Below are 26,947 nucleotides of genomic sequence, written 5' to 3' on the forward strand. Positions count from 1 at the left end.
GTCCAGAGTCGAGGCTCGCAAGAGCCTTGTGGATTGAAATATCCAGCGGCATGACATAGGTTTTGGGTGGGATGGTCGAGGCTCGCAAGAGCCTTGTGGATTGAAATGTAACATGCTTTATATACATATGCTTTTCCTTTCCATCACTGCTGGATATGTGGTTTATTTTAGCTGGCTGATTTCGTGATAGGCTTCCAGAATACCATTTTTGGCTGCTTTTTATACAGTATCAATATCAACACAATACCAACACTAACCCAATACCACCCCAATACTAACACCAATTCTTAATCATGCAGAACCATTTCAGAAAGGAGAGGGAAAAGCCATGAAACAGATGTCATTATTCGATGACAGAGAAGTATACAATCCCCTGGCCAGCAGGCTGCGTCCGGATGACCTGGATGGATTTGTGGGACAGGAGCATCTTTTGGGAAAGGGGAAGCTGCTGCGCCAGCTCATAGAGCAGGATAAGATTCCATCCATGATTTTCTGGGGGCCTCCCGGCGTGGGCAAGACCACCCTGGCGGGAATCATTGCAAAGCGGACCAATGCCCAGTTCATTAATTTCAGCGCTGTTACCAGCGGTATCAAGGAAATCAAGGAGGTCATGGCCCAGGCTGAGAACAGCCGGAGGATGGGAATTAAGACTCTTTTATTTGTGGACGAGATACACCGTTTTAATAAGGCTCAGCAAGATGCATTTCTCCCTTATGTTGAAAAGGGAAGCATCATTCTGATTGGGGCCACCACGGAGAATCCTTCCTTTGAGATAAACAGCGCTCTCCTGTCACGGTGCAGGGTCTTTGTGCTCCAGGCATTGACGGAGGATGACCTGGCCCGCCTTATAAAGAACGCGCTTAAAAGTCCTAAAGGACTGGGCTATTTGAACGTGGAAATCACGAACCATATGATCGAAATGATTGCCGGGTTTGCAGACGGGGATGCCAGGACGGCTCTGAACACCCTGGAAATGGCAGTGACAAACGGGGTAATCAGTCCGGATAAGACCACGGTCACAGAGGATGTGTTGAAGCAGTGCATCGGAAAAAAAAGTCTTTTGTACGATAAGAAAGGGGAAGAACACTACAACCTTATATCCGCGCTCCACAAGTCCATGCGCAATTCCGACCCGGACGCAGCCGTATACTGGCTGGCGCGTATGTTGGAAGCTGGGGAGGATCCTCTGTATGTGGCCCGCAGGCTGGTCCGTTTTGCCAGTGAGGACATAGGGATGGCGGACAGCCAGGCACTGACGCTGGCAGTGTCTGCCTACCAGGCCTGTCATTTTCTGGGAATGCCCGAATGTAATGTACATCTGAGCCACGCCGTAATTTACCTGTCCATGGCGCCTAAATCCAACTCCGCCTATATGGCCTATGAATCCGCCAAGGCAGACGCCCAGAACATGCTGGCGGAGCCGGTGCCCCTTACCATACGCAACGCTCCCACCGGACTCATGAAGGACCTGCATTATGGCGACGGCTATGTGTATGCCCATGATACAAAGGAAAAGATAGCCCGGATGCAGTGCCTGCCGGACTCCCTGGAGGGAAGAGAATATTACCGTCCTACGGACCAGGGCGCGGAAGAACCTGTAAAAGGCAGGCTGGAGGAAATCAGAAAGTGGAAGAGGGGGGAATAAAGCCCACTGGCTGCTCCCTCCAACCATCCCATATCCCGTTCAATAAGTTAAACAATCATCAGTTCCTTTGTCATGGTATTCAGGGATTCACAGCCCTTTTCCGTAATCACGATTAAATCCTCTATGCGTATGCCAGACCTTCCCGGCAGGTAAATGCCGGGCGGTCCGGGATTATGTGGACAGCCTCGCAACCCCCCAGGATTTTTCGGTTGAGGACAACGGCCATATCGTTGTAAAGGCTGCCGGGAAAACAGCGCATGCCGCCTTTCCCGAGGGTTCTGACAGCGCGGCGGTGAAGCTGGCCCGTGTGCTGGCCGGAGCCCCCTTCCTGACAGAGGAGGAAAAAGCCTGCTTCCGGTTCCCGGACCAGGGATTTGCTGATTATTATGGGGAAGGTATGGGCATCGGCTTTGAGGATGGACTGTCCGGCAGGCTTACCCTGGCGGGAGGCATGGCCAGGGCAGAGAGGGGACGGTTCATACAGAACTTTAATATCCGTTATCCGGTGACGGCCGATGCGGAAGCACTGGTGCGGCAGATGAGCGAGGAAGCCGGAACATACGGATGGATTCTGGCCTGGAGCCGGGATAACCCGCCCTGTGTCATTACCGGAAAGCCCGGTGGTAAGGGAGCTTACGTCCCTGTGCTGCCAGATGCTGGGGACAGAGGCAGAAGCCTACTCCATGGGCGGCGGCACCTACGCCAGGAAGCTGCCAAATGCGGTCGCCTTTGGGCCGGGCATCCGGGGACAGAAAAAGCCCTGTCCTCCGGGCCACGGCGGCGGCCACCAGCCGGACGAGTGTGTGAAGATTGAAAATCTTACCAATGCCATGGAGATATACATAGAAGCCCTTAAACGGCTGGATGTTCTGATAGGGGGATAACGCAGCCCCTGTTTTCTCCTCCTTATTTTGACTGTAAATATTAAGAAAGCCGTCAGGTCTCTCCCGGCTCTTATGTGCTATACTAAAACCACCACAACCTGCGCCGGGCGTGCAGGTTTGCAGGAACATGTATATAAAAGGAGGTTTGTGAGGGATTGGAAGAGAACAGGGAGAAAAAGGAAAAGACAGGCTTTATGGCCCAGGGCAGGTCTGTGCTTATCGCGATCATCGCGGCGCTCAGCGCCATTATCTGCGTCAGCATCTTTACAGGCGGACTGGTGGATTATAAGAAGAGCGGCGGGGGAAGCGGAATCACGGCCACCGGTTCTGCCAGCTGTGATTTTGAGTCGGACTTGATTGTGTGGAGAGGCAGCTTTTCTGTCCATGGGAATACGCCCAGGGATGCCTACGCCATCATCAAGAAGGACGCGGAACTGGTAAGGCAGTATCTGAAGGAGAACCAGGTGGCGGAGGATGAGATGATATTCAGTTCCGTCAACATTTCCCAGACCTATACATCCAGATACGATGACGAGGGCAAATATCTGGGAGATGAGCCGGACGGATATGATCTGACCCAGAGTCTGACGGTTTCATCCTATGATATTGACAAGGTGGAAAATATTTCCAGGGATATCACTAAGCTGATTGAATCAGGAGTGGAGTTCGAGTCTGAGCTGCCGGAGTATTATTACACCAAGCTGGATGAGGTGAAGCTGGATTTGATTGAGAAAGCCACTGCCAATGCAAAGGAGCGCATTGACATCATGTCTGCCGGTTCAGGAGCTAAGGCAGGCAAGCTGTTAAGCGCGGCCCTGGGCGTGTTCCAGATTACTGCAAAGAATTCCGGGTCGGAATCCTACAGCTACGACGGATACCTGGACACCAGCTCCCGGTATAAGACTGCCAATATTACGGTGAGATTGAATTACGCGGCGGAGTAGCCAATGCAATCGGATCGGCAAACGGGCTGTTTGGGAACAGATTATATTCCCAAACAGCCCGTTTTGTATATTGTTTATCCAAACATAATTTAGCAGTCGGCAATCATCGGCTGCAATCATCGGCTGCATTCATCAGGCGGCCGGCTGTCCCAGTGGTTTTATCTTATCCTGATAAATCTTGCGGAACAGGACGGAGCTGAGCACCACAGAGGTGATTTCAGCCAGAGGCAGGGAGAGCCACACTGCATGCAGTCCAAAGGTCCGGGCAAAAAACCAGGCCAGGGGGAGGATACATACAAGCTGTCTGGCTACGGATATAATAAGGCTGTATACGCCGTTGCCCAGGGCCTGGAACACGGATCCCACTATGATGCAGTATCCTGCGAACAGGAAGCTGAGGCTGATGATCCGCAGGGCAGGGACGCCGATGGACAGCATCTCCTCGTCTGCCTGGAAGAGCATGAGCAGCTGAGGCGTCATAAGATGGAACACCATCAGTCCGATGAGCATGATGCCCACTGCGATGCCGATGCTCAGCCAGACCGTTTCCATGATGCGCTTTTTGCTGCGGGCCCCGTAATTGTAGGCCACAATGGGTATCATGCCGTTGTTCAGTCCGAATATAGGCATGAAGATGAAGCTTTGAAGCTTGAAATATACTCCGAATACGGCTACGGCTGTCTCGGAAAATCCAATCAGGATTTTATTCATTCCAAAGGTCATGACAGAGCTGATGGACTGCATGATTATGGAGGGCACGCCTACCTGGTAGATAATGGAAATAGTCCTCCAGTTAGGGGTGAACGATCTGAAACTAATCCGTACCTCCTTGTTCTTGGCCTGGTTCAGCACGAGAGCCAGGAACATGGCCACGATCTGGCCGAATACAGTGGCGGCGGCAGCTCCCTGGATTCCCATTTTTGGCACTCCAAACAGACCAAAGATAAGAATGGGGTCCAGTATGATATTGATGATGGCGCCGGTGCCCTGTGTAATCATGCAGTAAAAGGTCTGGCCCGTGGACTGGAGAATCCGCTCGAACATCATTTCCCCAAAGAGCCCGAAGCAGAAGATACAGACAATCTGGAGGTATTGTACGCCGTATTCAATGATGACCGGGTTGTTTGTCTGGCTTTCAAAGAACAGCCTGGAGCCGAACAGGCCGAAGACTGCAAAGGCCAGGAAGCTTATGAAGGCCAGGAACAGACCGTTGACAGCAGCCAGATTGGCCGCCTTGGGATTTTTCTCCCCCAGGGAACGGGACAGCAGGGCATTGACGCCCACACAGGTGCCGGCAGAAACTGCAATCAGCAGGTTCTGGATGGGAAATGCCATGGATACCGCAGTCAGGGCAGCCTGGTTAATCATGGATACAAACACGCTGTCCACGATGTTGTACAGGGCCTGTACCAGCATGGAGATAATCATGGGCAGGGACATGGATATGAGCAGCTTATTAATGGGCATGACGCCCATTTTGTTTTCTTGTGACATGTAAAGCGACTTCCTTTCTCATTTGTGCATAAAAGATATTGTAACATTACTTATATTGGTAAGTCAATGACATATGGGGCATAAAACACTGGACATTGTGCGTTGTTTGTGCTATATTTAAAATAGTAATAATTACTATTATTGACGATAATTAAGAGAAGGGGGAAACATAATGGCAGTATACCGTTGCAGATTCTGTGGTTCTATTTATGATGAGGAAAAGGAGGGGGTACCGGTATCCGATTTAAAGGTCTGTCCCGTGTGCATGGTCACGGCTGACAAGCTGGTGAGGACAGAGGACGGAGAGGGCGGAGGAAAGACTCCGGACAGGGAGAAGGAGGAGCCTGTTAAAAAGGCCGGGACCCGGGAAACATGCGAAGACAGCGTCGGCAGGGCAGAGGAAACCCTAGCCTATGACCCTGAGTATGCCAGGACTCAGACCGATGCCCGCTATATGGACGAGATTCACGAGATGGCTGTGAAGGGACAGTCCATCATTGCTGCCATGGGAACCCAGATGCCCATGCCGGGCTGGGATGACATCCTGTTCCTGGGGGCCCAGCTGAATCCCATGCCCCTTGATGAACACGCTCCGGTAAAAACGGAAACCATCATAGGCAGACATGCGGCCAAGCCCATGGTGCTGGACCATCCGGTTTATATTTCCCACATGTCCTTCGGCGCCCTTTCCAGGGAGACAAAGACAGCCCTGTCCAGGGGAAGCGCCATGGCCCGCACAGCCATGTGCTCCGGCGAAGGGGGAATCCTGCCGGAGGAGAAGGCGGCGGCCTATAAGTATATATTTGAATATGTTCCCAACCAGTACAGTGTGACGGATGAGAACCTGAGGGAAGCAGACGCCATTGAAATAAAAATCGGGCAGGGCACAAAGCCGGGCATGGGAGGCCACCTGCCCGGAGGCAAGGTTACGCCGGAGATTGCGGCCATAAGGAATAAACCTTTGGGACAGGACGTCATCAGTCCGTCGCGTTTTACTGGCATTGACACCAAAGAGGATTTGAAGGCCCTGGTGGACAGGCTGCGCTTTGTATCCGGCGGACGGCCCATCGGCATAAAGATTGCAGCGGGAAGGATTGAGAAGGATTTGGAATTCTGCGTCTATGCCGGACCGGATTTTATTACCATAGACGGAAGGGGAGGGGCAACCGGAGCCAGCCCTAAGATTATCAGGGATTCCACCAGCGTACCCACGATTTATGCCCTTTACAGGGCCAGGAAATACCTGGACCAGACAGGCTGCGGCGCCCAGCTGGTGATAACGGGCGGCCTGCGGGTATCCTCTGATTTTGCAAAGGCACTGGCTATGGGCGCGGACGCGGTGGCCATCGCTTCCGCGGCGTTGATGGCAGCCGCCTGCCAGCAGTACCGTATATGCGGCACCGGAATGTGTCCCGTGGGCGTGGCGACCCAGGACGAGAAGCTGCGCGGCCGCTTTAAGGAGGACGCGGCCGCGCAGAGAGTGGCTAATTTCCTCAGGGTATCCCTGGAGGAGATAAAGACATTTGCCAGGATTACAGGACATGACAACATTCACGACATGAATGCGGACGATTTGTGCACGGTCAGCAGGGAGATATCGGAGTTTACCAATATACGCCATGCTTAAGGGCGGTCAGGAACAATACTCTCCGTAAACCTTTTCAAAAATTTCCACATGCAGCCGTTCATCCAAAATAATGCGCCTTAAGTTTTCGGTGATATTTTCATCCCGTATGTAGGAAATCTGGTGCTGGTACTTGCTGATGACTGCCTTTTCCCCGTCGATGACATTGCGCATCAGGGTCCGCAGCTCTCCGGGATACTGGTTGCAGCTGGGGGACCAGTATATCTTCTTGCATCCGTGCTGGGTCCACAGCCGCGGTTCCTCCCCCAGCTGCAGGGCCAGTTTTCCAAATATCTCCAGATGATGCATTTCCACGATGCTGACCTTGTGGAATACGGCGCTGACATCGGGATTGTACTCGGTAATCAGATGGTTGAAGACGTAGAGGGATATGGCGGACATTTCTGAATTGCTTCCGCCTATGTTGTCCAACATCACCCTTGCATAGGCCGGATTCCCGGATTCTGCCTTAATGGGTGGATAGGGTGCATCGGAGGAATAATGAAAATCATGGATGGATAACATCATGAACTCCTTTATATGTATAGTAGTTTCCATATTGCAGTTTATGCAAAGCGGAGCAAAAATATGACATGCCGGGACCTGCTTTCCATCCGTTTCATGGCGGCAGACACTTTTAATTGTTACAATAAATATTCAGACATGGGCGAATTTATTGTCAAAATATCTAAAATTCATCCCGGAGAAATATTTGCCCTTGACTTTGAATCAGTGATGTACTATTTTAGAAAATAAATAATCAACAGCAATGAAAGAGACTCTGGCCTGAGAAATGTGACAGGAAGGGGGCGTCACCGACTGAGAGCGCCGCCGGGCAGGACTGGGCTGAGGGAACACTCTGGAGCTGGTATATCGAAGCGGTCAGGGCCGAAACGGAAGATGCCGGGCAGGATACGGCTGATAGTAGGTATATCCGTTGTACACGTTACGTACATAGAGAGGGGAGCTGGAAACGCAGGGCAGTTTGCTGCGGGACCAGGTCTCAATGCGGGTGGTACCGCGGGAAATGTCTGAATTTAATCCCGTCCCGGAATGCAGTTACTGTGTTCCGGGGCGTTTTTTATTTGTGGACCAGACAGCCGGCTTATGTCCATGGAAAAGAAAATCAACCGGAACCGAAATCCAGTTTGCGCGGACATCTAAAGTACAGATGTCAAGTGCTCATAACGAGGAGAGAGTGCCATGGAATTTGTAAACGGAGTTAAGGAGAAGAGGGTCCTGGATATCAGGGAAGTGCTTGAAGGGGAATACGAGGGGAAGGAAATACGGATGAACGGGGCTGTTCATACCATACGCCATATGGGCGAGGTGGCCTTCGTCATCCTGCGCAAGCCCCGGGGGCTGGTGCAGTGTGTATATGAGGCAGGGGTTACGGATTTTGACATCAGGGAATTGAAGGAAGAGAGCGCCGTGGAGGTGATGGGTGTTGTGAAGGCCGAGGAACGGGCGCCCCATGGCTTTGAGATACGCTTAAAGGCAATTCGGGTGCTGTCCCAGCCCGCAGAGCCCCTGCCCATTGCCATCAGCAAATGGAAGCTGAACACATCCCTGGAGACAAAGCTTTCCCTGCGCCCCATCTCCCTGCGCAATGTGCGGGAGCGGGCCAAATTCAAGATTCAGGAAGGCATTGTAAGGGGATTTCGGGACTATCTTTTAAGCCAGGGCTTTACGGAGATACGCACGCCTAAAATCGTGGCGAGAGGGGCGGAGGGCGGCTCCAACGTATTTAAGCTGGAGTATTTTAATAAGAAGGCAGAGCTGGGACAGAGCCCGCAGTTTTACAAACAGACCATGGTGGGCGTATATGACAGGGTGTTTGAGGCAGCGCCTGTGTTCCGGGCTGAAAAGCATAATACCACCCGGCATCTCAACGAATACACCAGCCTGGATTTCGAGATGGGGTATATCGACAGCTTCCGGGATGTGATGGATATGGAGACGGGAATGCTCCGGTATGTCATGAAACTTCTGGAACAGGAGTATAAGAAGGAGCTGGATATGCTGGGAGTGACCCTGCCGGAGGTGGGAAGGATTCCTGCGGTCCGGTTTGACCAGGCAAAGGAGCTCGTTTCAAGAAAATATGACAGGAAGATACGCAATCCCTATGATTTGGAGCCGGAGGAGGAGCTGCTCATAGGACGGTATTTCCAGGAAGAGTATGGAAGCGATTTTGTGTTCGTCACACATTACCCTTCCAAAAAACGGCCCTTCTACGCCATGGATGACCCGGCAGACCCCAAATTCACTCTGAGTTTTGACCTAATGTTTCGGGGGCTGGAGGTGACCACCGGCGGACAGAGGATTCACGATTACAGGGAAATCACAGCCAAGATGGAGAAGCGGGGCATGGATCCTGAGGACATTGCTTCCTATCTTATGATTTTCAAATACGGCATGCCGCCCCACGGCGGCCTGGGCATTGGACTGGAACGCCTTACCATGAGGCTCCTGGATGAACAGAATGTCAGGGAGGCATCATTGTTCCCAAGAGATGTGACCAGATTGGAGCCATAGGGACGGGAAAATGACTGAGAGGAGCAGGAAATCATGGCAAATATCATAAGTGACGAGACAATCGAGTATGTAGGCATCCTGGCAAAGCTGGAACTTTCCCCGGAGGAAAAGGAGGAAGCAAAGAAGGACATGGGAAGGATGCTGGATTATATAGATAAGTTAAATGAACTGGACACACAGGGAGTGGAGCCCATGTCCCACGTATTTCCGGTGAATAACGTGTTCCGGGAGGATGTGGTCACGGGCGTGGACCAGAGGGACCAAATTCTGTCCAACGCCCCCCGGCAAAAGGACGGTGCATTCAAAGTGCCTAAGACCGTAGAGTAGGAGGAACGGGAACATGAGCATATTAGATATGACAGCCCTGGAGCTGGGAAAAAGGATTCAGTCAGGGGATATCACCGCGGTACAGGCCGCAGAAGCATCTCTGGCACGCATAAAGGCCATGGAGCCATCCATCCACGCCTATGTGACCGTGAATGAAGAAAAGACCATGGAACAGGCCGGGAAGGTCCAGGCAGACATTGAGGCGGGAAGGCTTAGAGGCCCCCTGGCCGGAGTACCTGTGGCTATCAAGGACAACATGTGTACGGAAGGAATGCGGACCACCTGCAGTTCCAGGATACTGGGAAATTTCATCCCCACCTACACGGCCCAGGCAGTAGCCAATCTGGAGCAGGCAGGAGCCGTTATCCTGGGAAAGACAAACATGGACGAATTTGCCATGGGAAGCACCACGGAGACATCCGCCTTTGGCGTTACCAGGAATCCATGGAACCTGGAACATGCGCCGGGGGGCTCCTCCGGCGGTTCCTGCGCGGCAGTGGCTGCCGGGGAATGCTTTTATGCCCTGGGGTCTGATACGGGCGGTTCCATACGACAGCCCAGCTCCTTCTGCGGCGTCACGGGCATCAAGCCCACCTACGGGACCGTGTCCAGGTATGGGCTCATTGCCTATGGTTCATCCCTGGACCAGATAGGGCCTGTGGCAAAGGACGTGTCGGACTGCGCCGCGGTCCTGGAGGTCCTGGCATCTCATGACCCCAAGGACAGCACATCCATGGAGCGAAAGGACTGTGGTTTCACCTCAGCCCTGTCAGAGGATGTAAGAGGAATGCGCATCGGCATACCGGAATCCTACTTCGGACAGGGGCTGGACCAGGAGGTGAAGGACGCTGCGCTGGAAGCAGCCAGGGTGCTGGGAGAAAAGGGGGCCATCGTGGAGACCTTTGACCTTAAGCTGGTGGAGTACGCCATACCTGCCTACTATGTCATTGCTTCCGCAGAGGCCAGCTCCAACCTGTCCCGGTTTGACGGTGTAAAGTACGGCTACCGGGCGCCGGAATACGATGGGCTTCACAGCATGTACAAAAAGAGCCGTTCCCAGGGCTTCGGGCCGGAGGTGAAGCGCCGTATCATGCTGGGATCCTTTGTGCTGAGTTCCGGCTACTATGACGCATATTATCTGAAGGCCCTCCGCACCAAGGCCCTGATTAAGAAGGAATTTGACCGTGCGTTTGCGTCCTATGACGTCATACTGGCGCCGGCAGCGCCGGAAACAGCCCCACGGTTAGGCCAGTCCCTGGGGGATCCTCTGAAGATGTATCTGGGGGATATCTATACCATTTCCGTGAACCTGGCCGGTCTTCCCGGAATCAGCCTTCCCTGCGGCCTGGATTCAAAGGGACTTCCCATTGGACTGCAGCTCATAGGGGACTGTTTTAAGGAAAAAAACATCATACGGGCCGCCTATGCTTACGAGAAGGCGCGGGAGTGGAAGCTGCCGCCTGTGACTGCCGGGACGGCAGAGGCGCCGTCCGGCGTCATGGCCGGGGACAGAGAGGGGGATGAGCCATGAGTAAACAGTATGAGACCGTCATCGGTCTGGAAGTCCATGTGGAGCTGGCCACCAAAACCAAGATTTTCTGCGGCTGTTCCACCCGGTTCGGGGGAGCGCCAAACACCCATACCTGCCCCGTATGCACCGGCATGCCGGGTTCCCTGCCCGTGTTAAATAAGCAGGTGGTGGAGTATGCGCTGGCAGTGGGACTGGCTGCAAACTGCCAGATTAACCAGTACTGTAAATTTGACAGAAAGAACTATTTTTATCCGGATAATCCGCAGAACTACCAGATATCCCAGCTGTACCTGCCTATATGCCACGACGGCTGGGTGGATATAGAGACGGAGTCCGGCCTTAAGAAACGTGTGGGAATCCATGAAATCCACATGGAGGAGGATGCGGGCAAGCTGATTCATGATGAGTGGGAGGACTGTTCCCTGGTGGATTACAACCGCAGCGGAGTCCCGCTGATTGAAATTGTGTCGGAGCCTGACATGCGCAGTGCCGAGGAAGTCATAGCCTGCCTGGAGAAGCTGAGGCTGATAATCCAGTACCTGGGCGCCTCTGACTGCAAGCTTCAGGAAGGGTCCATGAGAGCGGACGTGAACCTGTCCGTGAGAGAGGCGGGGGCGGCTGAGTTTGGCACCAGGACCGAGATGAAGAACCTGAACTCCTTTAAGGCCATTGCCAGAGCCATAGAGGGGGAGCGCAGGCGTCAGATTGAGCTGCTGGAAGACGGCAGGAAGGTAATCCAGGAGACGCGGCGCTGGGACGACAACAAGGAGAGTTCCAAGGCCATGCGATCCAAGGAGGATGCCCAGGATTACAGGTATTTCCCTGATCCGGATCTGGTGCCGGTGGTCATAAGCGATGAGTGGATTGCCCGGGTAAAGGCCCGCCAGCCGGAGCTGCGCACGGAGAAAATCGCCCGATACAGGGAGGAATACGGGCTTCCTGAGTATGACGCCAGGCTTCTCACCGGTTCCAAGCACATGGCGGATATCTTTGAGGAGACCACGCGTTTGAGCGGCCGGCCCAAGGAGGCGTCCAACTGGCTCATGGTGGAGGCCATGCGCCTGATGAAGGAACAGGAAATGGAGCCTGAGGACATGAGGTTCTCCCCCTCCCATCTGGCTGCCCTTATCGGCATGGTGGAGAAAAACACCATCAACAGGACGGTCGCTAAAACCGTGTTTGAAGAGATATTCAAGCACGACGCGGACCCTGAGGCGTATGTGGAGGAAAAGGGCCTAAAGGTTGTAAAGGATGAGGGCGCCCTGCGCCGCACCGTGGAGGCGGTCATGGCTGCCAACCCGCAGTCCGTGGAGGATTACAGGAACGGCAGGGAAAAGGCCATGGGATTCCTGGTGGGCCAGACCATGAAGGCCATGAAGGGCAAGGCGGACCCGGCCATGGTGAATCAGCTTGTGAGGGAGCTGCTTGCCGGCGGGGATGCATAAGATAAGATGTATAAGCTGTGATAGAGACAGATGGAAAAAGACATAAGCATATCTTTTGACAATATAAGAAAATTTTGTATTGACGGAATGCTTCAATTGGTGTATGCTTGTGTACAATGTACGAAAATGTTGACCGGTAGCTGACAGATGTATGCCTGACGGACACATTTTATAGAAAATATAGTGAGCCAGGAGGATATTATGAAGCCATATGCAGAGATGACAAAAGAGGAACTGCTTTCACTGCGCCAGGACCTGAAAGCACAGTACCGTGAGTTTCAGGCAAAGGACCTGAAGCTGGATATGTCCAGGGGAAAGCCGTGTGTGGAGCAGCTGGACCTTTCCATGGGTATGATGGACGTACTGAGCAGCACCAGCGACCTGACCTGCGAGGACGGCACGGACTGCCGCAATTACGGTGTGCTTACAGGAATTGACGAGGCCAAGGTACTGCTGGCGGATATGATGGAGGTGAATCCTTCCACCATTATCATTTACGGCAATTCCAGCCTGAACGTCATGTACGATACCGTATCCAGGGCCATGACCCACGGAATCATGGGATGCACGCCCTGGTGCAAGCTGGATAAGGTGAAATTCCTCTGCCCGGTTCCGGGATATGACCGCCATTTTGCCATCACAGAATACTTCGGCATCGAGATGATTAATGTACCTATGTCCGAGGAGGGACCTGATATGGATATGGTGGAGGAACTGGTGGCTTCCGATGATTCCATCAAGGGAATCTGGTGCGTGCCCAAGTACTCCAATCCCCAGGGCTATTCCTATTCAGACGAGACTGTCCGCCGTTTTGCAAGGCTGAAGCCGGCTGCGTCCGACTTCCGTATATTCTGGGACAATGCTTACGGCGTACATCACCTGTATGACCATGACCAGGATCACCTGATTGAAATTCTGGCAGAGTGCAAGAGAGCCGGAAATCCTGATCTGGTTTATAAGTTCGCATCCACCTCCAAAATCAGCTTCCCCGGTTCCGGTATTGCGGCCATTGCCACCTCCCACAATAACCTGGAGGACATCAAGGCCCAGTTAAAGAACCAGACCATTGGCCACGACAAGGTAAATCAGCTGCGCCATGCCCGTTTCTTTAAGGATATCCACGGCATGATAGAGCATATGAGAAAGCATGCGGATATCATCCGGCCCAAATTTGAGGCAGTGGAGGAGATATTGGATCGGGAGCTGGAAGGACTGGGAATCGGCCGGTGGACAAAGCCAAGGGGCGGATATTTTATCTCCTTTGATTCACTGGAGGGCTGTGCAAAGGATATCGTGGCCAGATGCAAGAAGGCAGGAGTGGTTATGACTTCTGCCGGAGCCACCTATCCATATGGAAAGGATCCACATGACAGCAACATCCGTATCGCGCCCACCTATCCGACTTTAGGGGATTTGATTACGGCTGCCGAGCTGTTTACCCTCTGCGTGAAGCTCTCCTCTGTGGAAAAGCTTTTAAAAACAATGGCATAATTGGAGGGCAGATACCTTCCAAGGAAAATGATTCAAGTGTAAAAGTCAGCACTTCATCAGATAATGATAGGGAGCGGCACATCGAAAGCAGATGTGCGCGCTCCCTTCCTCATTGTCCCGGATATCCAGGCTGCAGGCGATCCGGGACAGATTTAAGAGCAGGGATCATCTGATAAAGGAGGCAGGACCATGCAGGGCCGGAATGTACGGTTTAAAGGAAAATACGACCTCTTCACGATTTATCTGATTCCGGGCGTGACCATATTCCTGGCATCCTTTGACAGCTGGACCGGTACCAACCTGTCTGTCCTGGGCAACCGGACCGGCAACAAGCTGCTGTTTGCAGTGTGGGGATTTGCCACCGGCATCTATTACTGTGTGTATGTCCGTTATCTTTTTCACATAGGAAGGTACAGGAATCCGGGAGGCAGGACACTCATGTATACAGCGGCAGCCTTTCTCCTCATGGCAGTTATGATTCCCTATATGCCGGAGGAATATCCCTTAAAGGCAGACCTCCATGTGCTGCTGGCATTTTTTTCGCCGGTGCTGCTGGCTGTCAGCATCATTGGTTTCCTCCGCTTCTTAAGCGCCCGTGACCGAATGCGCTTTCGCAGGGCATGGGGCATCCTGTGGATGATGGCAGCCTGTGCTGTCCTATTCCTCCTGGAAGCTGGCTTTATCACCAGTTTTCTGGAAATATTCATCATCACAGGACTGTGCGGGTATCTGCGCTATATGGAACAGCTTCTGGCAACGTGAAAAGGGTGGGAAAGACAAATTCTTTCCCACCCTTTTCGGGCAGTAAAAACAAACCGTTTATATGGAGTGTAGCACAAAGGGGGCAGTTAAAAATCTACTTCCGCATCATAGTAGCAGCATTTTAACAGCTGTTCCATGACCTTTGGAGTGATGGCCCTTGGGTTGGAGCCGGTGCAGGCATCGCCTACGGCCAGTTCGGCAACCTTCGGAAGCTTATCCATAAATTCCTTCTCATCAATGATTCCGCCCTCGTAATCCTTTATGCAGGCCGGGATGTCCAGAGCCTTGTTCATCTCTAAGAGACGGGCAATAAGGGCATCTGTCAGCTCCTCATCCGTTGTACCGGGAAGGTTGATAAATTTAGCAATTTTCGCATATCTGGCGGCGGCCTCAGGTTCTTTGGAGTTAAATTTTATAACCTTGGGAAGGTACATTGCATTAGCACAACCGTGAACAATGTGACCGCCGGAATATGCAGCACCTGTCTTATGAGCCATGGAATGTACGATTCCAAGCAAAGCATTGGAGAACGCCATTCCGGCCAGACACTGTGCATCGTGCATCTTATCACGGGCTTCCATATCCCCGTTATAAGAAGGTATCAGATACTCGTTAATCATCTCGATGGCATGGAGTGCTAACGGGTCCGTATACTCGCAGTGAAGAGTTGAGACATAAGCCTCGATTGCATGGGTCATGGCATCCATTCCTGTGTGTGCGGTCAGCTTCCCTGGCATGGTCTCAGCCAGAGCCGGGTCCACGATAGCCACATCAGGCGTGATGTTGAAGTCGGCCAGGGGATATTTGATGCCTTTCTTATAATCAGTAATAACGGAAAATGCGGTAACCTCAGTTGCTGTTCCTGATGTGGAGGAAATCGCACAGAATTTAGCCTTGGTACGCAGGGTCGGGAAGCTGAATGGTGTAATCAGGTCCTCGAAGGATGTGTCGGGGTATTCGTAGAATGCCCACATTGCCTTTGCCGCGTCAATGGGAGAACCGCCGCCCACTGCCACAATCCAGTCAGGCTCAAATTCCTGCATGGCAGCAGCGCCTTTCAGAACTGTATCCACAGATGGGTCAGGCTCAACGCCTTCGAATAATTTAACTTCCATGCCGGCTTCCTTCAGGTAATCAACTACCTTGTCCAGAAAACCAAAACGTTTCATGGAGCCGCCGCCTACAACGACAATGGCTTTTTTGCCGGTCAGGGTCTTAAGGGCTTCCAGTGCATCCTTTCCATGGTACAAATCTCTTGGCAGTGTAAATCTCATGATAATACCTCCCAGTATATGTAAAATGTTGTTTTGATGTGTTATTTCTTTAACGATTACATCTTAACATCATTGGCCTGGAATGGGTAGGTATGAAAAAGGAATACCGGTATTCCTTTTCCGGCATCTCCCTGAAGGAATTATAAAATTATTGGAAACTCGGGGCAAATGCTATCCGGTATGTGAAACTTATGGTATACTTCTCTAAAATGACTGAGAAAGGGGAATACCGGATGAATTTTTTCATGGGTAAGAGGTTTGTGGGACCTGGAGGCGGTAAAAAAGATCAGGGACCGGAAGTAGTATTTGACAACAGGGAAGAAAGCAATAAGAGGATGAAGCGGATGCTCCGTACCATAAAGATAGCCATTGTGGTGGCTGTCCTGGCCATTGCTGCCTTTGATTCTTTCTATACCCTGTCAGAGAACGAGATGGCAGTGCTGACCACCTTTGGCCGTCCAAGCAGCGTCACTACCTCAGGGCCCAAGTTCAAGGTGCCTTTCATACAGAAGGTACATAAGATGTCCAAGGAAATCAAGGGCATGCCCATTGGATACGACCCGGATTACAATGCACAGAACCATGCGGACAGCGAGAACAATCCGATTACGGTTACGTCCGAGTCAGAGATGATAACCAAGGATTTTAACTTTGTGAATGTGGATTTCTACATTGAGTATCAGATTGTGGACCCCATTAAGGCGTATATCCACAGCGACACTGCCATTCCTATTTTAAAGAACCTGGCCCAGTCCTATATAAGGGACACGGTGGGCTCCTACAGCGTGGACGAGGTCATCACCACCGGCAAATCCGAGATTCAGGCAAAGGTGAAGGCACTGCTGTCTGAGCGCCTGGAGCAGGAGGACATCGGCCTGGGCATTAATAATGTGACTATCCAGGACGCACAGCCGCCAACGGATGCGGTGAACAATGCATTTAAGGCAGTGGAGGATGCAAAACAGGGTATGGATACCAAAATCAACGAGGCCAGAAAGTACCAGTCCGAGCAGCTTCCGGCAGCCAATGCAAAGGCCGACAAGGCTGCCAGGGACGCGGAAGCCTACCGCCAGCAGAGAATCAGCGAGGCAGAGGGGCAGGTATCCAGGTTCAACGATATGTACCAGGAATATGCAAAGTATCCTCTTATTACAAAGAAGAGGATGTTTTATGAGACCATGGAGGACATTCTGCCAGGGCTCAAGGTCATCATAAACGGCTCAGACGGGACTCAGACCATGCTTCCCCTGGACTCCTTTGTCACCGGGGCCCAGACAAACACCGGTTCTCAGGGGGCATACAGCGGCAGCCAGGACCATCAGGCAAACCAGGAAGACCAGGCAGGTTCCGGCAGCCTGAACAGCCAGCCCGGCGCCTATGACCAGGATAATACCCAGGATAATATGGATGGAAGCAATGACCAGAACGGAGGCGGACAGTAATGAAGACATTGACTAAATTTATGAGAAACATGGGAATACTGGTTATCGTGCTCCTGGCTGTCACCATATTCAATCCGCTGGTGGTTACAAAATCCAATGAGTACTCCCTGATTATCCAGTTCGGAAAGGTGGTCCGTGTAGAGAATTCGGCAGGTCCCTCTCTCAGGGTTCCCTTCCTGCAGTCCGTGCAGAAGATACCTAAATATAAGATGATTTCCGACCTGTACCCAAGCGATGTCACCACAAAGGACAAAAAGGTAATGACCGTTGATTCCTTCGTTATATGGGATATCAACGATCCGGTGAAATATCTGGCGTCCCTGAACGCCAGCAAGGAAAAGGCAGAAGTCAGACTGGGGAACGTGGTATATAACTCCATCAAAAACGTGCTTTCCTCCACCAACCAGGCGGATATCATATCCGGCCGGGACGGGAACCTGGCTAAGACCATCACGGAGAACATCGGTGATGCCATGGATTCCTACGGCATCCACATCTATGCGGTGGAGACAAAGAAGCTGGACCTTCCAGACTCCAACAAGGAATCCGTGTACCAGAGAATGATATCCGAGCGAAACAACATTGCCGCCCAGTATACGGCTGACGGCGATTACCAGTCATCCCTGATTAAGAACGAGACTGATAAGACGGTGAAGGAGACCATAGCCAAGGCCAATGCGGAGGCAGAGAAAATCAAGGCGGAGGGCGAGGCCAGATACATGCAGATATTAAGCGACGCCTACAATGACGAGGCAAAGGCCGACTTCTATAATTACGTGCGCTCCCTGGATGCCCTGAAGGCTTCCCTGAAAGGGGATAATAAGACTATCATTCTGAACGAGGACAGTGAGCTGGCGAGGATTCTTTCCGGATCATGGTAAAATGGGACGCTGCCCTATATAAAGACGCTGTTTCATATAAAGACACTACACTATATAAATAGGAATAAACGGGATTTCAACGCAAAACATAAGCCCGTCAGCCGCTGTAATGAGGGGGCTGACGGGCTAATGAAATTCATACTGGCGGTCAATCGGAGAGACGGCTTACCATCCGTGAAAGGCACTGGAGAAATTCCTCCTCCTCCCTGGAAAAGCGGTAGCCGCTCCTGTAAATCAGCAGGTCCTTGTGGATGTTTCCGGGATAACTGCATTTCTTTTGAATCAGGCCTGAGGAGGTGAGACAGCCGTAGGGCACAGGCGAGGTCCACATATAGGAACCGGGCAGCTGGCGCAGCAGATCAAACTGGCTACCCCTGTCATAGATGGAAACGGTTTTCTTGGAGTTACCGCCGGTGGCAGAGGCATCCTGGGCCTCAAAGGTAAAGGAAGGGTTCTGGATGTCGCCCTGGACGATTTCAATGTAATCGGTAAAGTCCAGGTATGTCAGCCTGTCCTTAGAGGCCAGGGGATGGCTGGGGGACATAAGGACATTGCAGGAAAATGACCACAGTTCCTTCCACTCCAGGTTCTCATCCTGGAGAAGCTTCATATAATAAGATTCATACAGGGCCTGGCATCGTATGATGCCCACGTCAAAGGTCTTGCCTGACACGCCCCGAATGATGTCCTTGGAATTGGTTTCCATGTAATGTACATTGACAGAGGGACAGCTGTCCATATTTTTAAGAAATTCAGAGAAGGCATAGGAAATATAGGTGGCTCTGGGAACACACAGATTCACCTCCAGGGCTTTTTCGCTGTTCTTCACGCACAGGGCCTCAATCTGTTCCTCCTGCACCAGGATTGCCTTTGCATAGCGCAGGAATTCCACACCCTTCTTGGTGGGAACCATCCCGCGGCTGGTCCTGTCGAAGATGTCGCATCCCAGGTCCCGTTCCAGCTCACGGATGATTTTGCTCAGATGGGGCTGATTCATATAAAAATTCTGAGCCGCCTTTGTGATGGACCCGGTTTTTTCCACTTCTACCGCATATTTCAAATAAGAGAGATTCATAGTACAACTCCTGGATGATTTGTGTTATAATGTCCACGCAGGCGCAGTGCAGCAAATGCATTCTATCCACCTACCAGTATATACTACGAAATCACATTTGAAAAGCTAAAATAACAGGGGGACAAGATGGATAAACTTGACTATAAGATACTGAACATCCTAAAAGAGAACGGAAGGGAGACAGCCTCAGACATCAGCAAAGCCATTCATTTGTCCGTATCAGCCGTACTGGACCGCATCAAGAAGATGGAAGAGTCCGGCATCATCAAGGGCTATACGGTAAGGGTGGATGCCAAGGCCCTGGGGAACGATGTCACAGCCCTGATGGAAATCAGCCTGGAGCATCCCAAGTTCCATGACTCCTTCACAGAGGTCATCATGGACCACCCTAATATCCTGGACTGCTATTATCTGACCGGGGATTATGATTTTGTGCTGAAGATATCCTGCGCCTCCTCCGATGAGCTGGAGCGCATCCACCGCACCATCAAGAGCATACCCGGTGTATCCGCCACCAGGACCCATTTCGTGCTGAAGGAAATCAAAAACATGTATTCCGCCATACCGGAAGAAGAGAAGAAGCGGTTTTAGCATCATGTTTCAATGAAGATTTTATTAAAAAGGAGATTACATATATGAAAACGCTTGGATATTATAATGGAAAGTACGACGAACTGGAGAACATGAGCGTTCCCATGAATGACAGGGTATGCTGGTTTGGAGACGGCGTATACGATGCAGGTCCCTGCCGCAATTACAGGATTTTTGCAATTGACGAGCACGTTGACCGCTTCTTCAACAGCGCCGGCCTTATCAGGATTCAGGTGCCATGCACAAAGGCAGAGCTGAAGGCGCTGCTTCAGGACCTGGTAAATAAGATGGACACCGGAGATCTGTTCATTTACTTCCAGGTAACCAGGGGGACCGCTGTCAGGACCCATGAATTTCCGGAGAACGTACCGGCAAATCTCTGGGTTATGTTAAAGCCCATGGGAACACCGGACCTGTACAAGAAAATTCGCCTGATTACCCAGGAGGACACCCGTTTCTTCCACTGCAACATCAAAACCCTGAATCTGCTGCCCAGCGTCATGGCTGCCCAGAAAGCAAAAGAGGCAGGATGCCAGGAAGCAGTGTTCCACAGAGGCGACCGTGTGACAGAATGTGCCCATAGCAACTGCCATATCTTAAAGGACGGAATTCTCTATACGGCTCCTGCCGACAATCTGATTCTTCCGGGCATTGCAAGGGCCCACCTGATTCGTATTTGTAAGAAACTGGAGATTCCGGTAAGCGAGACTCCATATACCCTGAAGGAGATGATGGATGCGGACGAGGTTCTGGTGACATCATCCACCAAACTGTGTGTGGCTGCCAATGAGATTGACGGCACTCCGGTGGGAGGCAGGGCGCCTGAGACCCTTAAGAGCATTCTGGACGCTGTGATGGATGAGTACATGGAAGAGACTAAAGCCTAATGCGGCTGCCTTGACTTTTTGAGGGCCGGGTGCTAGAATGTAAGGCATGAAAAATACAGGATTAAAGACAATAATAACAGCAGGTTTGATTATCATGTGCACGGCTTGGCTGGCAGGATGCAGCAAGAAAGTTGCGGATCCTGTCACCAGGTCGTCTTTTTTGTTGAACACATTTGTCACCGTTACCTTATACGATACAGAGGACCAGACCATTCTGGACGGCTGCATGACACTTTGTTCCGACTATGAGAAGCTGCTCAGCAAGACCCTGGAGGGCAGCGAGATTTATAAACTGAACCACCGCAGACCGGGTGAGAGGATCATCACCGTATCGGAGAAAACAGCCGAGGTACTGGCGGAGGGGCTGGAGTACTGCCGCATGTCCCAGGGGGCCTTTGATATAACCATAGAGCCCTTAAGTTCCCTGTGGGATTTTACAGGCAGGACGCCCCATGTGCCGCCCAGGGAGGAGATTGAGGCGGATCTGAAAAAGGTGGGATATGAAAATGTGATCCTGGATGGCAGACAGGTCACCTTCCTCAATGACGAGACCACCATTGACCTGGGCGCCATAGCCAAGGGTTTTATAGCAGACCAGATGAAGGCATATCTGGAAGAAAACGGTGTGGAAAGTGCGGTCATCAACCTGGGAGGAAATGTGCTCTGCGTGGGAAAACGGCCGGACGGCACTCCTTTTAAGATAGGGCTCCAGAGGCCGTACGCAACCCATACAGAGACCGTGGCAGCACTGAAAATAGACAACATGTCCGTGGTTTCCTCCGGCGTGTACGAGAGGCATTTTGTGGAGGACGGCGTCAACTATCATCATATACTGGATCCGGCTACCGGATATCCTTATGAAAATGGGCTGACCCAGGTATCCATCATTTCCCCCAGGTCAGTGGACGGGGACGGACTGAGCACCACCTGTTTTGCCCTGGGACTGGAAGAAGGGACCAGGCTCATAGAGTCCATGGACCAAATCTACGGCATATTCCTCACGGAAGACGGGGAACTCCACTACACCAGGGGGGCCGAGGATTTCCTGTACAGATAATGGTTTTTTCTTTACAATTCCATGATGCTACCATATAATAGAAGGGATTATTGCTCCAGAGTTTGTCTGTGCGCACTCTGGAACAGTGCAGGAGCAGAAGATGTTACGTAAAATATGGGTAAAATGTGTTAACTATGAGACAATAAGCTACATTATATGCGGGTTTCTCACCACGGCAGTGGATTTTGCGGTATATGCTCTGCTGAGGCAGATTGGGATTGGCGTAGGCCTGTCCCAGGCCATGTCATGGCTGGCGGCGGTGCTGTTTGCCTATGTGGTGAACAAGCTTATCGTGTTCCGCAATTATAATCTGCGGCCTTCCTACCTTATGAAGGAGGTGGGAGCATTTGTGGCTGCCCGGGCGTTCTCAGGAGCCGTTACCTGGGTGCTCATGGTGGTCATGGTAAAATTAGGCGGTGACAGGGGAATGCTATATGAGCTGTTCTGCAAATTCACATCCTCTGTAATCAACATGGTACTGAACTATATTTTCAGCAAACTCTGGATATTCAAGAATAAGCCTGAATAGAGAAAGGTGACTGTGATGGAACGTGAAGAAATAGAACGGGTTGAACGGGAGCTTGACGAAATCCTGAAGCTTGTGCAGCCAGAACCGACCATACAGGATAAAGCCCGGGAGGAAGCGCTCTCAAAGGAGCCGGTTACCGACGGGGAAAAAAAGACATCAGAGGAAAAGAAAACATATGGGATTGGGGAGGAAGAGGAATGGTTGCATGAGAGGGATTCCTTTGGGATGAATTCTCATGGGGCGGGTTCCAGGAGGGATGAATTCCATAGGATAGATTCCCATAGGACAGAAAATGGAAGCCGCAAGCCGCAGAATGATACAGAGGGATATGCTCCGGAGGGTAATGCGGCAGATAATTATGCAGCAGATAATTATGCAGCAGATAATAATACAACAGATAATTACGCAACAGATGAATATACATCAGAGGAAGACGAATACGGAATGGAAGAAGAGAATGAGACTGCCGGACAGGACAGGCAGCAGTACGATAAGAGAGAGACAGGGATGTCACGGACAGGAAACAGGCGCGGACTTCGGTTGTTAAAGCCTTCGGACGGTCTGGTGGCAGCATTTTTTGTCCCGGTAGTGGCCATGATTATCATATTTGCCCAGAGAGGTATCTTTCCTTTTGGGGAAGAGTGTTTTCTCAGGACAGATATGTACCATCAGTATGCCCCGTTTTTTTCAGAGTTCCAGTATAAGCTTACCCATGGCGGAAGCCTGCTTTACAGCTGGGATATCGGCATGGGGGTGAATTTTTCGGCGCTCTATGCCTATTATCTGGCCAGCCCGGTGAACTGGCTTCTGATACTATGCCCGAAGAAGTTTATCATTGAGTTCATGACCATACTCATTGTTCTCAAGACAGGACTGTCCGGCCTTAGCTTTTCGTGGTATCTGAAGAAACACTTTGGAGTTAAGAATTTCGGCGTGGGCTTTTTCGGTATTTTTTATGCCCTCAGCGGCTATATGGCTGCCTACAGCTGGAACATCATGTGGCTGGACTGTATCATGCTGTTTCCGATGATTCTTCTGGGACTGGAGCAGCTGGTGAAGGAGAAGAGGGGGACGCTCTACTGCATCACTCTGGGCCTCTCCATCCTTTCCAATTACTATATTTCCATTATGATTTGCATTTTCATGGTCATCTATGTGATTGCTCAGATGACACTCAATCCGCCAAAAAGCTTTGGTGAGTTCATGGGAACAGGGCTGCGCTTTGCCTTTTATTCCCTTCTGGCGGGCGGTCTTGCCGCGGTGGTGCTTTTGCCGGAGATTTATGCGCTGCAGGTCACGGCGTCAGGGGATTTTGATTTTCCTAAGACATTTTCCTCCTATTTTTCCATCTTTGATATGATTGCCCGTCACATAGGAAATGTGGGAACCGAGATAGGCCTGGACCACTGGCCCAATATATACTGCGGTGTGGCAGTGCTCATGTTCTTCCTTTTATATCTGGGAAGCAGGAAGATTACCTTCAGGGAAAAGGCAGTGTACTGCACCATGCTGATTCTGTTTTATGCCAGCTTTTCCGTTAATGTGCTGAATTTCATCTGGCATGGGTTTCACTATCCCAACAGCCTTCCCTGCCGTCAGTCCTTCATTTATATTGCACTGATGCTGTTCATGTGTTACCACGCCTACATTCATCTGGAGGATACGTCCTGGAAATCTGTATGCCTGGCGTTTTGGGGAGCTGTTTCCTTTGTGCTGCTGGCAGAGAAGCTGGTGAATAATCCGGAACAATACCATTTCTCCGTGTTCTATGTGGCGCTCCTGTTCATTGCCATATATGGAGGTCTGATTTACCTGTACCACAAGGGAAAATGGAGCCTGGATGCCATCCTTCTCACTGCTTTGGCCGTGGTTGCCATTGAGGCGGCCGTGAATACCGCGGTAACCAGCATCCCTACCACCAGCAGGTCCTCCTATGTGAAAGATAACCAGGACGTGGAGGATCTGGTGTGGAATATCAAGTCGGACACCTTCTATCGTGTGGAAAAGACAGACAGAAAGACAAAGAATGACGGCGCCTGGATGAATTTCCCGTCCGTATCCCTGTTTTCATCCACAGCCAATGCCTCCCTGTCGGATTTCTTCCGCAGGATGGGGTGTGAGAGTTCTACCAATGCCTACAGCATCACAGGAAGCACACCTCTGGTGGACAGCCTGTTGTCCGTGCGGTACGGCATATACGGGGACCAGCAGCCTGCCGATGGACTCAGGGATTTGTCCGCAAGAAAAGGAAGCATGTGGCTGTACGAGAATAAATTTACCCTGCCTGTGGCATTCATGCTTCCATCGGATGTGGAAGGAAACTGGATTTTGAATTCCGGGAACCCGGCCCATGTCCAGAACGATCTTTGCGATGTGCTGGAAACAGAGCATGTGCTGCTTCCCAACGAAAGCGTAACAGAGGGCAGAAAGCTTACATTTACAGCCGATGAGACCGGCGATTACTACGTGTATGTGACCGATAAGAAGGTGAAGGAGGTCACGGCTGTAATCGGAGAGCAGACAGAAAGCTTTGATAATGTGGACCGGGGCTACTTTATGGAGCTGGGCCGCATCAACAAGGATGTGGAGGTGCGTCTGGAGGCAGGGGATGACGGCAGCCCGACCCTGCAGGCAGAGGTGTGGCGTTTTAACCCTCAGGCCCTGGAGGCTGTTTACGGGAAAATGAACCAGAATCCCATGGTGCTTTCCAGGTGGACGGATACGGAACTGTCAGGCAGCATAACCGCAGATTCCGCAGGCGTTATGTACACCAGCATTCCCTATGATAAGGGATGGAGCATCCTGGTGGACGGCAAGGCCGTGGTGCCGCGGAAGATGTTTGACACGTTTCTGGCAGTGGACATCAGTGAAGGGACCCACCGAATCAGTTTTTCCTATGAACCGGAGGGACTTAGGACCGGGGCGTGGATTACCGGAGTCAGCACGGCTGTCCTGGGAGTCACTGTGCTGGCTGGAATCGGCCGGAAGAAGAAAAAGAGCAGTTAAAACAGGACAAAAGAAAATCAGAAATAAGGAGATTAGAGCCATGAAATTATGGGGCGGACGTTTTACAAAAGAAACCAATCAGCTGGTACACAATTTTAACGAATCCCTTTCCTTTGACCAGAAATTCTACCGTCAGGACATCAGGGGCAGCATTGCTCATGTGAAGATGCTGGCAAAGCAGGGAATCCTTACAGAACAGGACAGAGATGATATTATCCGCGGATTGGAAAGCATTCTGGAAGACCTGGATAGTGGTAAATTGACCATATCATCCGATTCCGGATATGAGGATATCCACTCCTTTGTGGAGGGAACTTTGACTGAGCGGATTGGGGAGGCGGGAAAACGCCTTCACACAGGACGCAGCCGCAATGACCAGGTAGCCCTGGACATGAAGCTCTATACCAGGGATGAGATTGACGCCATCGAGGCGTTGGTAAAGGAACTGCTGGAGGAGCTGCTGGCAGTGATGGAGAAGAATACAGACACCTTCATGCCCGGCTTCACCCATCTTCAGAAGGCCCAGCCAATCACCCTGGCCCATCATATGGGGGCTTACTTCGAGATGTTCTCCAGGGACCGCTCCCGCCTTAAGGATATACGCAGGCGCATGAATTACTGCCCGTTGGGCTCAGGTGCTCTGGCAGGCACCACCTATCCTCTGGATCGGGAATATACGGCAGAGCTTCTGGGATTTGACGGACCGACCCTTAATTCCATGGATTCAGTGGCTGACAGGGATTACCTGATTGAGCTGCTCAGCGCCCTGTCCACTATCTCCATGCACCTGTCCCGGTTCTGCGAGGAAATCATAATATGGAATACCAACGAGTACCGTTTTGTGGAGATTGATGATTCCTACAGCACAGGAAGTTCCATCATGCCTCAGAAAAAGAACCCGGATATCGCAGAACTGATACGCGGCAAAAGCGGGCGCGTATACGGCGCCCTGGTGTCCATGCTGACCACCATGAAGGGGATTCCTCTGGCTTACAACAAGGATATGCAGGAAGATAAGGAGCTTACCTTTGACGCCATTGACACGGTAAAGGGATGCCTGGCTCTGTTTACAGGCATGATTTCCTCCATGAGCTTTCGTAAGGAGGTAATGGAGGCCAGTGCAAAGAACGGCTTTACCAATGCCACGGATGCGGCGGACTATCTGGTGAACAAGGGAGTGCCTTTCAGGGATGCCCACGGCATCGTGGGACAGCTGGTCCTTACGTGCATCGGCAAGGGAATTGCCCTGGATAATCTCAGCCTGGAAGAATACAAGGCCATCAGTCCGGTGTTTGAGGAGGACGTATATGAGGCCATCAGCATGAAGACCTGCGTGGAGAAGCGCCTTACCATAGGGGCCCCCGGACAGGAGGCTATGAAAAAAGTCATTGGGATATATAAAAAACAGCTGGGAATGGACGATGCTCAGTGATACTATATGAGATTTTATCTCACATAAAATCCCTCTTGACGGAAAAATCTCTTGATTATATAATATTTACAGCAAAAGAGTTGTAAATGCA

22 protein-coding genes are annotated in these 26,947 nt (G+C 51.4%); 18 read left to right on the forward strand and 4 right to left on the reverse strand.

Annotated elements, in window-relative coordinates:
- Positions 1-328: 328 nt before the first annotated feature.
- The 3 genes from G614_RS0125445 (at position 329) to G614_RS0125455 (ending at position 3,473) form a co-directional block, all read left to right on the forward strand.
- Positions 329-1,645 (forward strand): replication-associated recombination protein A, encoded by a 1,317-nt coding sequence (locus tag G614_RS0125445; protein ID WP_027644104.1) that lies wholly within the window; start codon positions 329-331, stop codon positions 1,643-1,645.
- Between the two features lie 175 nt (positions 1,646-1,820).
- Positions 1,821-2,459: a hypothetical protein gene (locus tag G614_RS29080; protein WP_242828225.1), complete on the forward strand. Its 639-nt coding sequence runs from the start codon at positions 1,821-1,823 to the stop codon at positions 2,457-2,459.
- A 225-nt stretch (positions 2,460-2,684) separates the two neighbouring features.
- Complete coding sequence (locus G614_RS0125455) at positions 2,685-3,473, forward strand: SIMPL domain-containing protein (RefSeq protein ID WP_002588291.1); 789 nt, start codon at positions 2,685-2,687, stop codon at positions 3,471-3,473.
- A gap of 132 nt (positions 3,474-3,605) precedes the next feature.
- Here G614_RS0125455 and G614_RS0125460 read toward each other — a convergent pair whose 3' ends face one another.
- Positions 3,606-4,967: an MATE family efflux transporter gene (locus G614_RS0125460; RefSeq protein WP_027644105.1), complete on the reverse strand. Its 1,362-nt coding sequence runs from the start codon at positions 4,965-4,967 to the stop codon at positions 3,606-3,608.
- A gap of 172 nt (positions 4,968-5,139) precedes the next feature.
- Between G614_RS0125460 and G614_RS0125465 the strand changes: the two genes are divergently transcribed.
- On the forward strand, positions 5,140-6,594 hold the full coding sequence (locus G614_RS0125465) for a glutamate synthase-related protein (protein WP_027644106.1): 1,455 nt from the start codon (positions 5,140-5,142) through the stop codon (positions 6,592-6,594).
- Between the two features lie 6 nt (positions 6,595-6,600).
- On the opposite strand, the gene G614_RS0125470 is transcribed toward G614_RS0125465, so the two are convergent.
- Entirely contained in the window at positions 6,601-7,116 is a 516-nt protein-coding gene (locus tag G614_RS0125470; RefSeq protein ID WP_027644107.1) for a ferritin-like domain-containing protein, read from the reverse strand.
- Positions 7,117-7,794: 678 nt separating this feature from the next.
- Between G614_RS0125470 and aspS the strand changes: the two genes are divergently transcribed.
- The 6 genes from aspS (at position 7,795) to G614_RS0125505 (ending at position 14,682) form a co-directional block, all read left to right on the forward strand.
- The gene (gene aspS / locus G614_RS0125480; protein ID WP_027644108.1) at positions 7,795-9,126 is read left to right on the forward strand and encodes an aspartate--tRNA(Asn) ligase; all 1,332 of its coding nucleotides are present in this window, start codon (positions 7,795-7,797) and stop codon (positions 9,124-9,126) included.
- Between the two features lie 33 nt (positions 9,127-9,159).
- Positions 9,160-9,453, forward strand: a complete 294-nt coding sequence (gatC, locus tag G614_RS0125485) for an Asp-tRNA(Asn)/Glu-tRNA(Gln) amidotransferase subunit GatC (protein WP_027644109.1) — start codon at positions 9,160-9,162, stop codon at positions 9,451-9,453.
- A 13-nt stretch (positions 9,454-9,466) separates the two neighbouring features.
- On the forward strand, positions 9,467-10,984 hold the full coding sequence (gene gatA, locus G614_RS0125490) for an Asp-tRNA(Asn)/Glu-tRNA(Gln) amidotransferase subunit GatA (protein ID WP_027644110.1): 1,518 nt from the start codon (positions 9,467-9,469) through the stop codon (positions 10,982-10,984).
- Positions 10,981-12,429: an Asp-tRNA(Asn)/Glu-tRNA(Gln) amidotransferase subunit GatB gene (gene gatB / locus G614_RS0125495; RefSeq protein ID WP_027644111.1), complete on the forward strand. Its 1,449-nt coding sequence runs from the start codon at positions 10,981-10,983 to the stop codon at positions 12,427-12,429. Before gatA ends, gatB begins: the two co-directional genes overlap by 4 nt.
- Before the next feature lie 201 nt (positions 12,430-12,630).
- Positions 12,631-13,920, forward strand: a complete 1,290-nt coding sequence (locus G614_RS0125500) for an aminotransferase (protein ID WP_027644112.1) — start codon at positions 12,631-12,633, stop codon at positions 13,918-13,920.
- A 189-nt stretch (positions 13,921-14,109) separates the two neighbouring features.
- The gene (locus G614_RS0125505; RefSeq protein WP_027644113.1) at positions 14,110-14,682 is read left to right on the forward strand and encodes a hypothetical protein; all 573 of its coding nucleotides are present in this window, start codon (positions 14,110-14,112) and stop codon (positions 14,680-14,682) included.
- An 86-nt stretch (positions 14,683-14,768) separates the two neighbouring features.
- Here the strand turns inward: G614_RS0125505 and G614_RS0125510 are convergent, their stop codons facing one another.
- Complete coding sequence (locus G614_RS0125510; RefSeq protein WP_027644114.1) at positions 14,769-15,956, reverse strand: iron-containing alcohol dehydrogenase; 1,188 nt, start codon at positions 15,954-15,956, stop codon at positions 14,769-14,771.
- A gap of 233 nt (positions 15,957-16,189) precedes the next feature.
- Here G614_RS0125510 and hflK point away from each other — a divergent pair, with 233 nt between their 5' ends.
- Positions 16,190-17,398 (forward strand): FtsH protease activity modulator HflK, encoded by a 1,209-nt coding sequence (gene hflK / locus G614_RS0125515; protein ID WP_027644115.1) that lies wholly within the window; start codon positions 16,190-16,192, stop codon positions 17,396-17,398.
- On the forward strand, positions 17,398-18,279 hold the full coding sequence (hflC, locus tag G614_RS0125520) for a protease modulator HflC (RefSeq protein ID WP_027644116.1): 882 nt from the start codon (positions 17,398-17,400) through the stop codon (positions 18,277-18,279). The genes hflK and hflC overlap by 1 nt, the downstream gene beginning before the upstream one ends.
- Positions 18,280-18,427: 148 nt before the next feature.
- Here the strand turns inward: hflC and G614_RS0125525 are convergent, their stop codons facing one another.
- Positions 18,428-19,354: a LysR family transcriptional regulator gene (locus G614_RS0125525; RefSeq protein ID WP_027644117.1), complete on the reverse strand. Its 927-nt coding sequence runs from the start codon at positions 19,352-19,354 to the stop codon at positions 18,428-18,430.
- Positions 19,355-19,480: 126 nt separating this feature from the next.
- On the opposite strand from G614_RS0125525, the gene G614_RS0125530 reads away from it, so the two are divergent.
- The 6 genes from G614_RS0125530 to argH all read left to right on the forward strand — a co-directional run bounded on the left by G614_RS0125530 (position 19,481) and on the right by argH (position 26,856).
- Complete coding sequence (locus tag G614_RS0125530; protein WP_027644118.1) at positions 19,481-19,945, forward strand: Lrp/AsnC family transcriptional regulator; 465 nt, start codon at positions 19,481-19,483, stop codon at positions 19,943-19,945.
- 44 nt (positions 19,946-19,989) lie between these two features.
- Complete coding sequence (locus G614_RS0125535; RefSeq protein WP_027644119.1) at positions 19,990-20,832, forward strand: aminotransferase class IV; 843 nt, start codon at positions 19,990-19,992, stop codon at positions 20,830-20,832.
- 94 nt (positions 20,833-20,926) lie between these two features.
- The gene (locus G614_RS0125540; RefSeq protein WP_027644120.1) at positions 20,927-21,889 is read left to right on the forward strand and encodes an FAD:protein FMN transferase; all 963 of its coding nucleotides are present in this window, start codon (positions 20,927-20,929) and stop codon (positions 21,887-21,889) included.
- A 100-nt stretch (positions 21,890-21,989) separates the two neighbouring features.
- On the forward strand, positions 21,990-22,418 hold the full coding sequence (locus G614_RS0125545; protein WP_027644121.1) for a GtrA family protein: 429 nt from the start codon (positions 21,990-21,992) through the stop codon (positions 22,416-22,418).
- 15 nt (positions 22,419-22,433) lie between these two features.
- Positions 22,434-25,424, forward strand: coding sequence for a YfhO family protein (locus G614_RS0125550; protein WP_027644122.1), 2,991 nt, complete (start codon positions 22,434-22,436; stop codon positions 25,422-25,424).
- A 40-nt stretch (positions 25,425-25,464) separates the two neighbouring features.
- Entirely contained in the window at positions 25,465-26,856 is a 1,392-nt protein-coding gene (argH, locus tag G614_RS0125555) for an argininosuccinate lyase (protein ID WP_027644123.1), read from the forward strand.
- The last annotated feature ends 91 nt before the right edge of the window (positions 26,857-26,947 follow it).

The organism is [Clostridium] clostridioforme AGR2157 (assembly GCF_000424325.1).
GTDB classification, from domain to species: Bacteria; Bacillota; Clostridia; order Lachnospirales; family Lachnospiraceae; genus Enterocloster; species Enterocloster clostridioformis_A.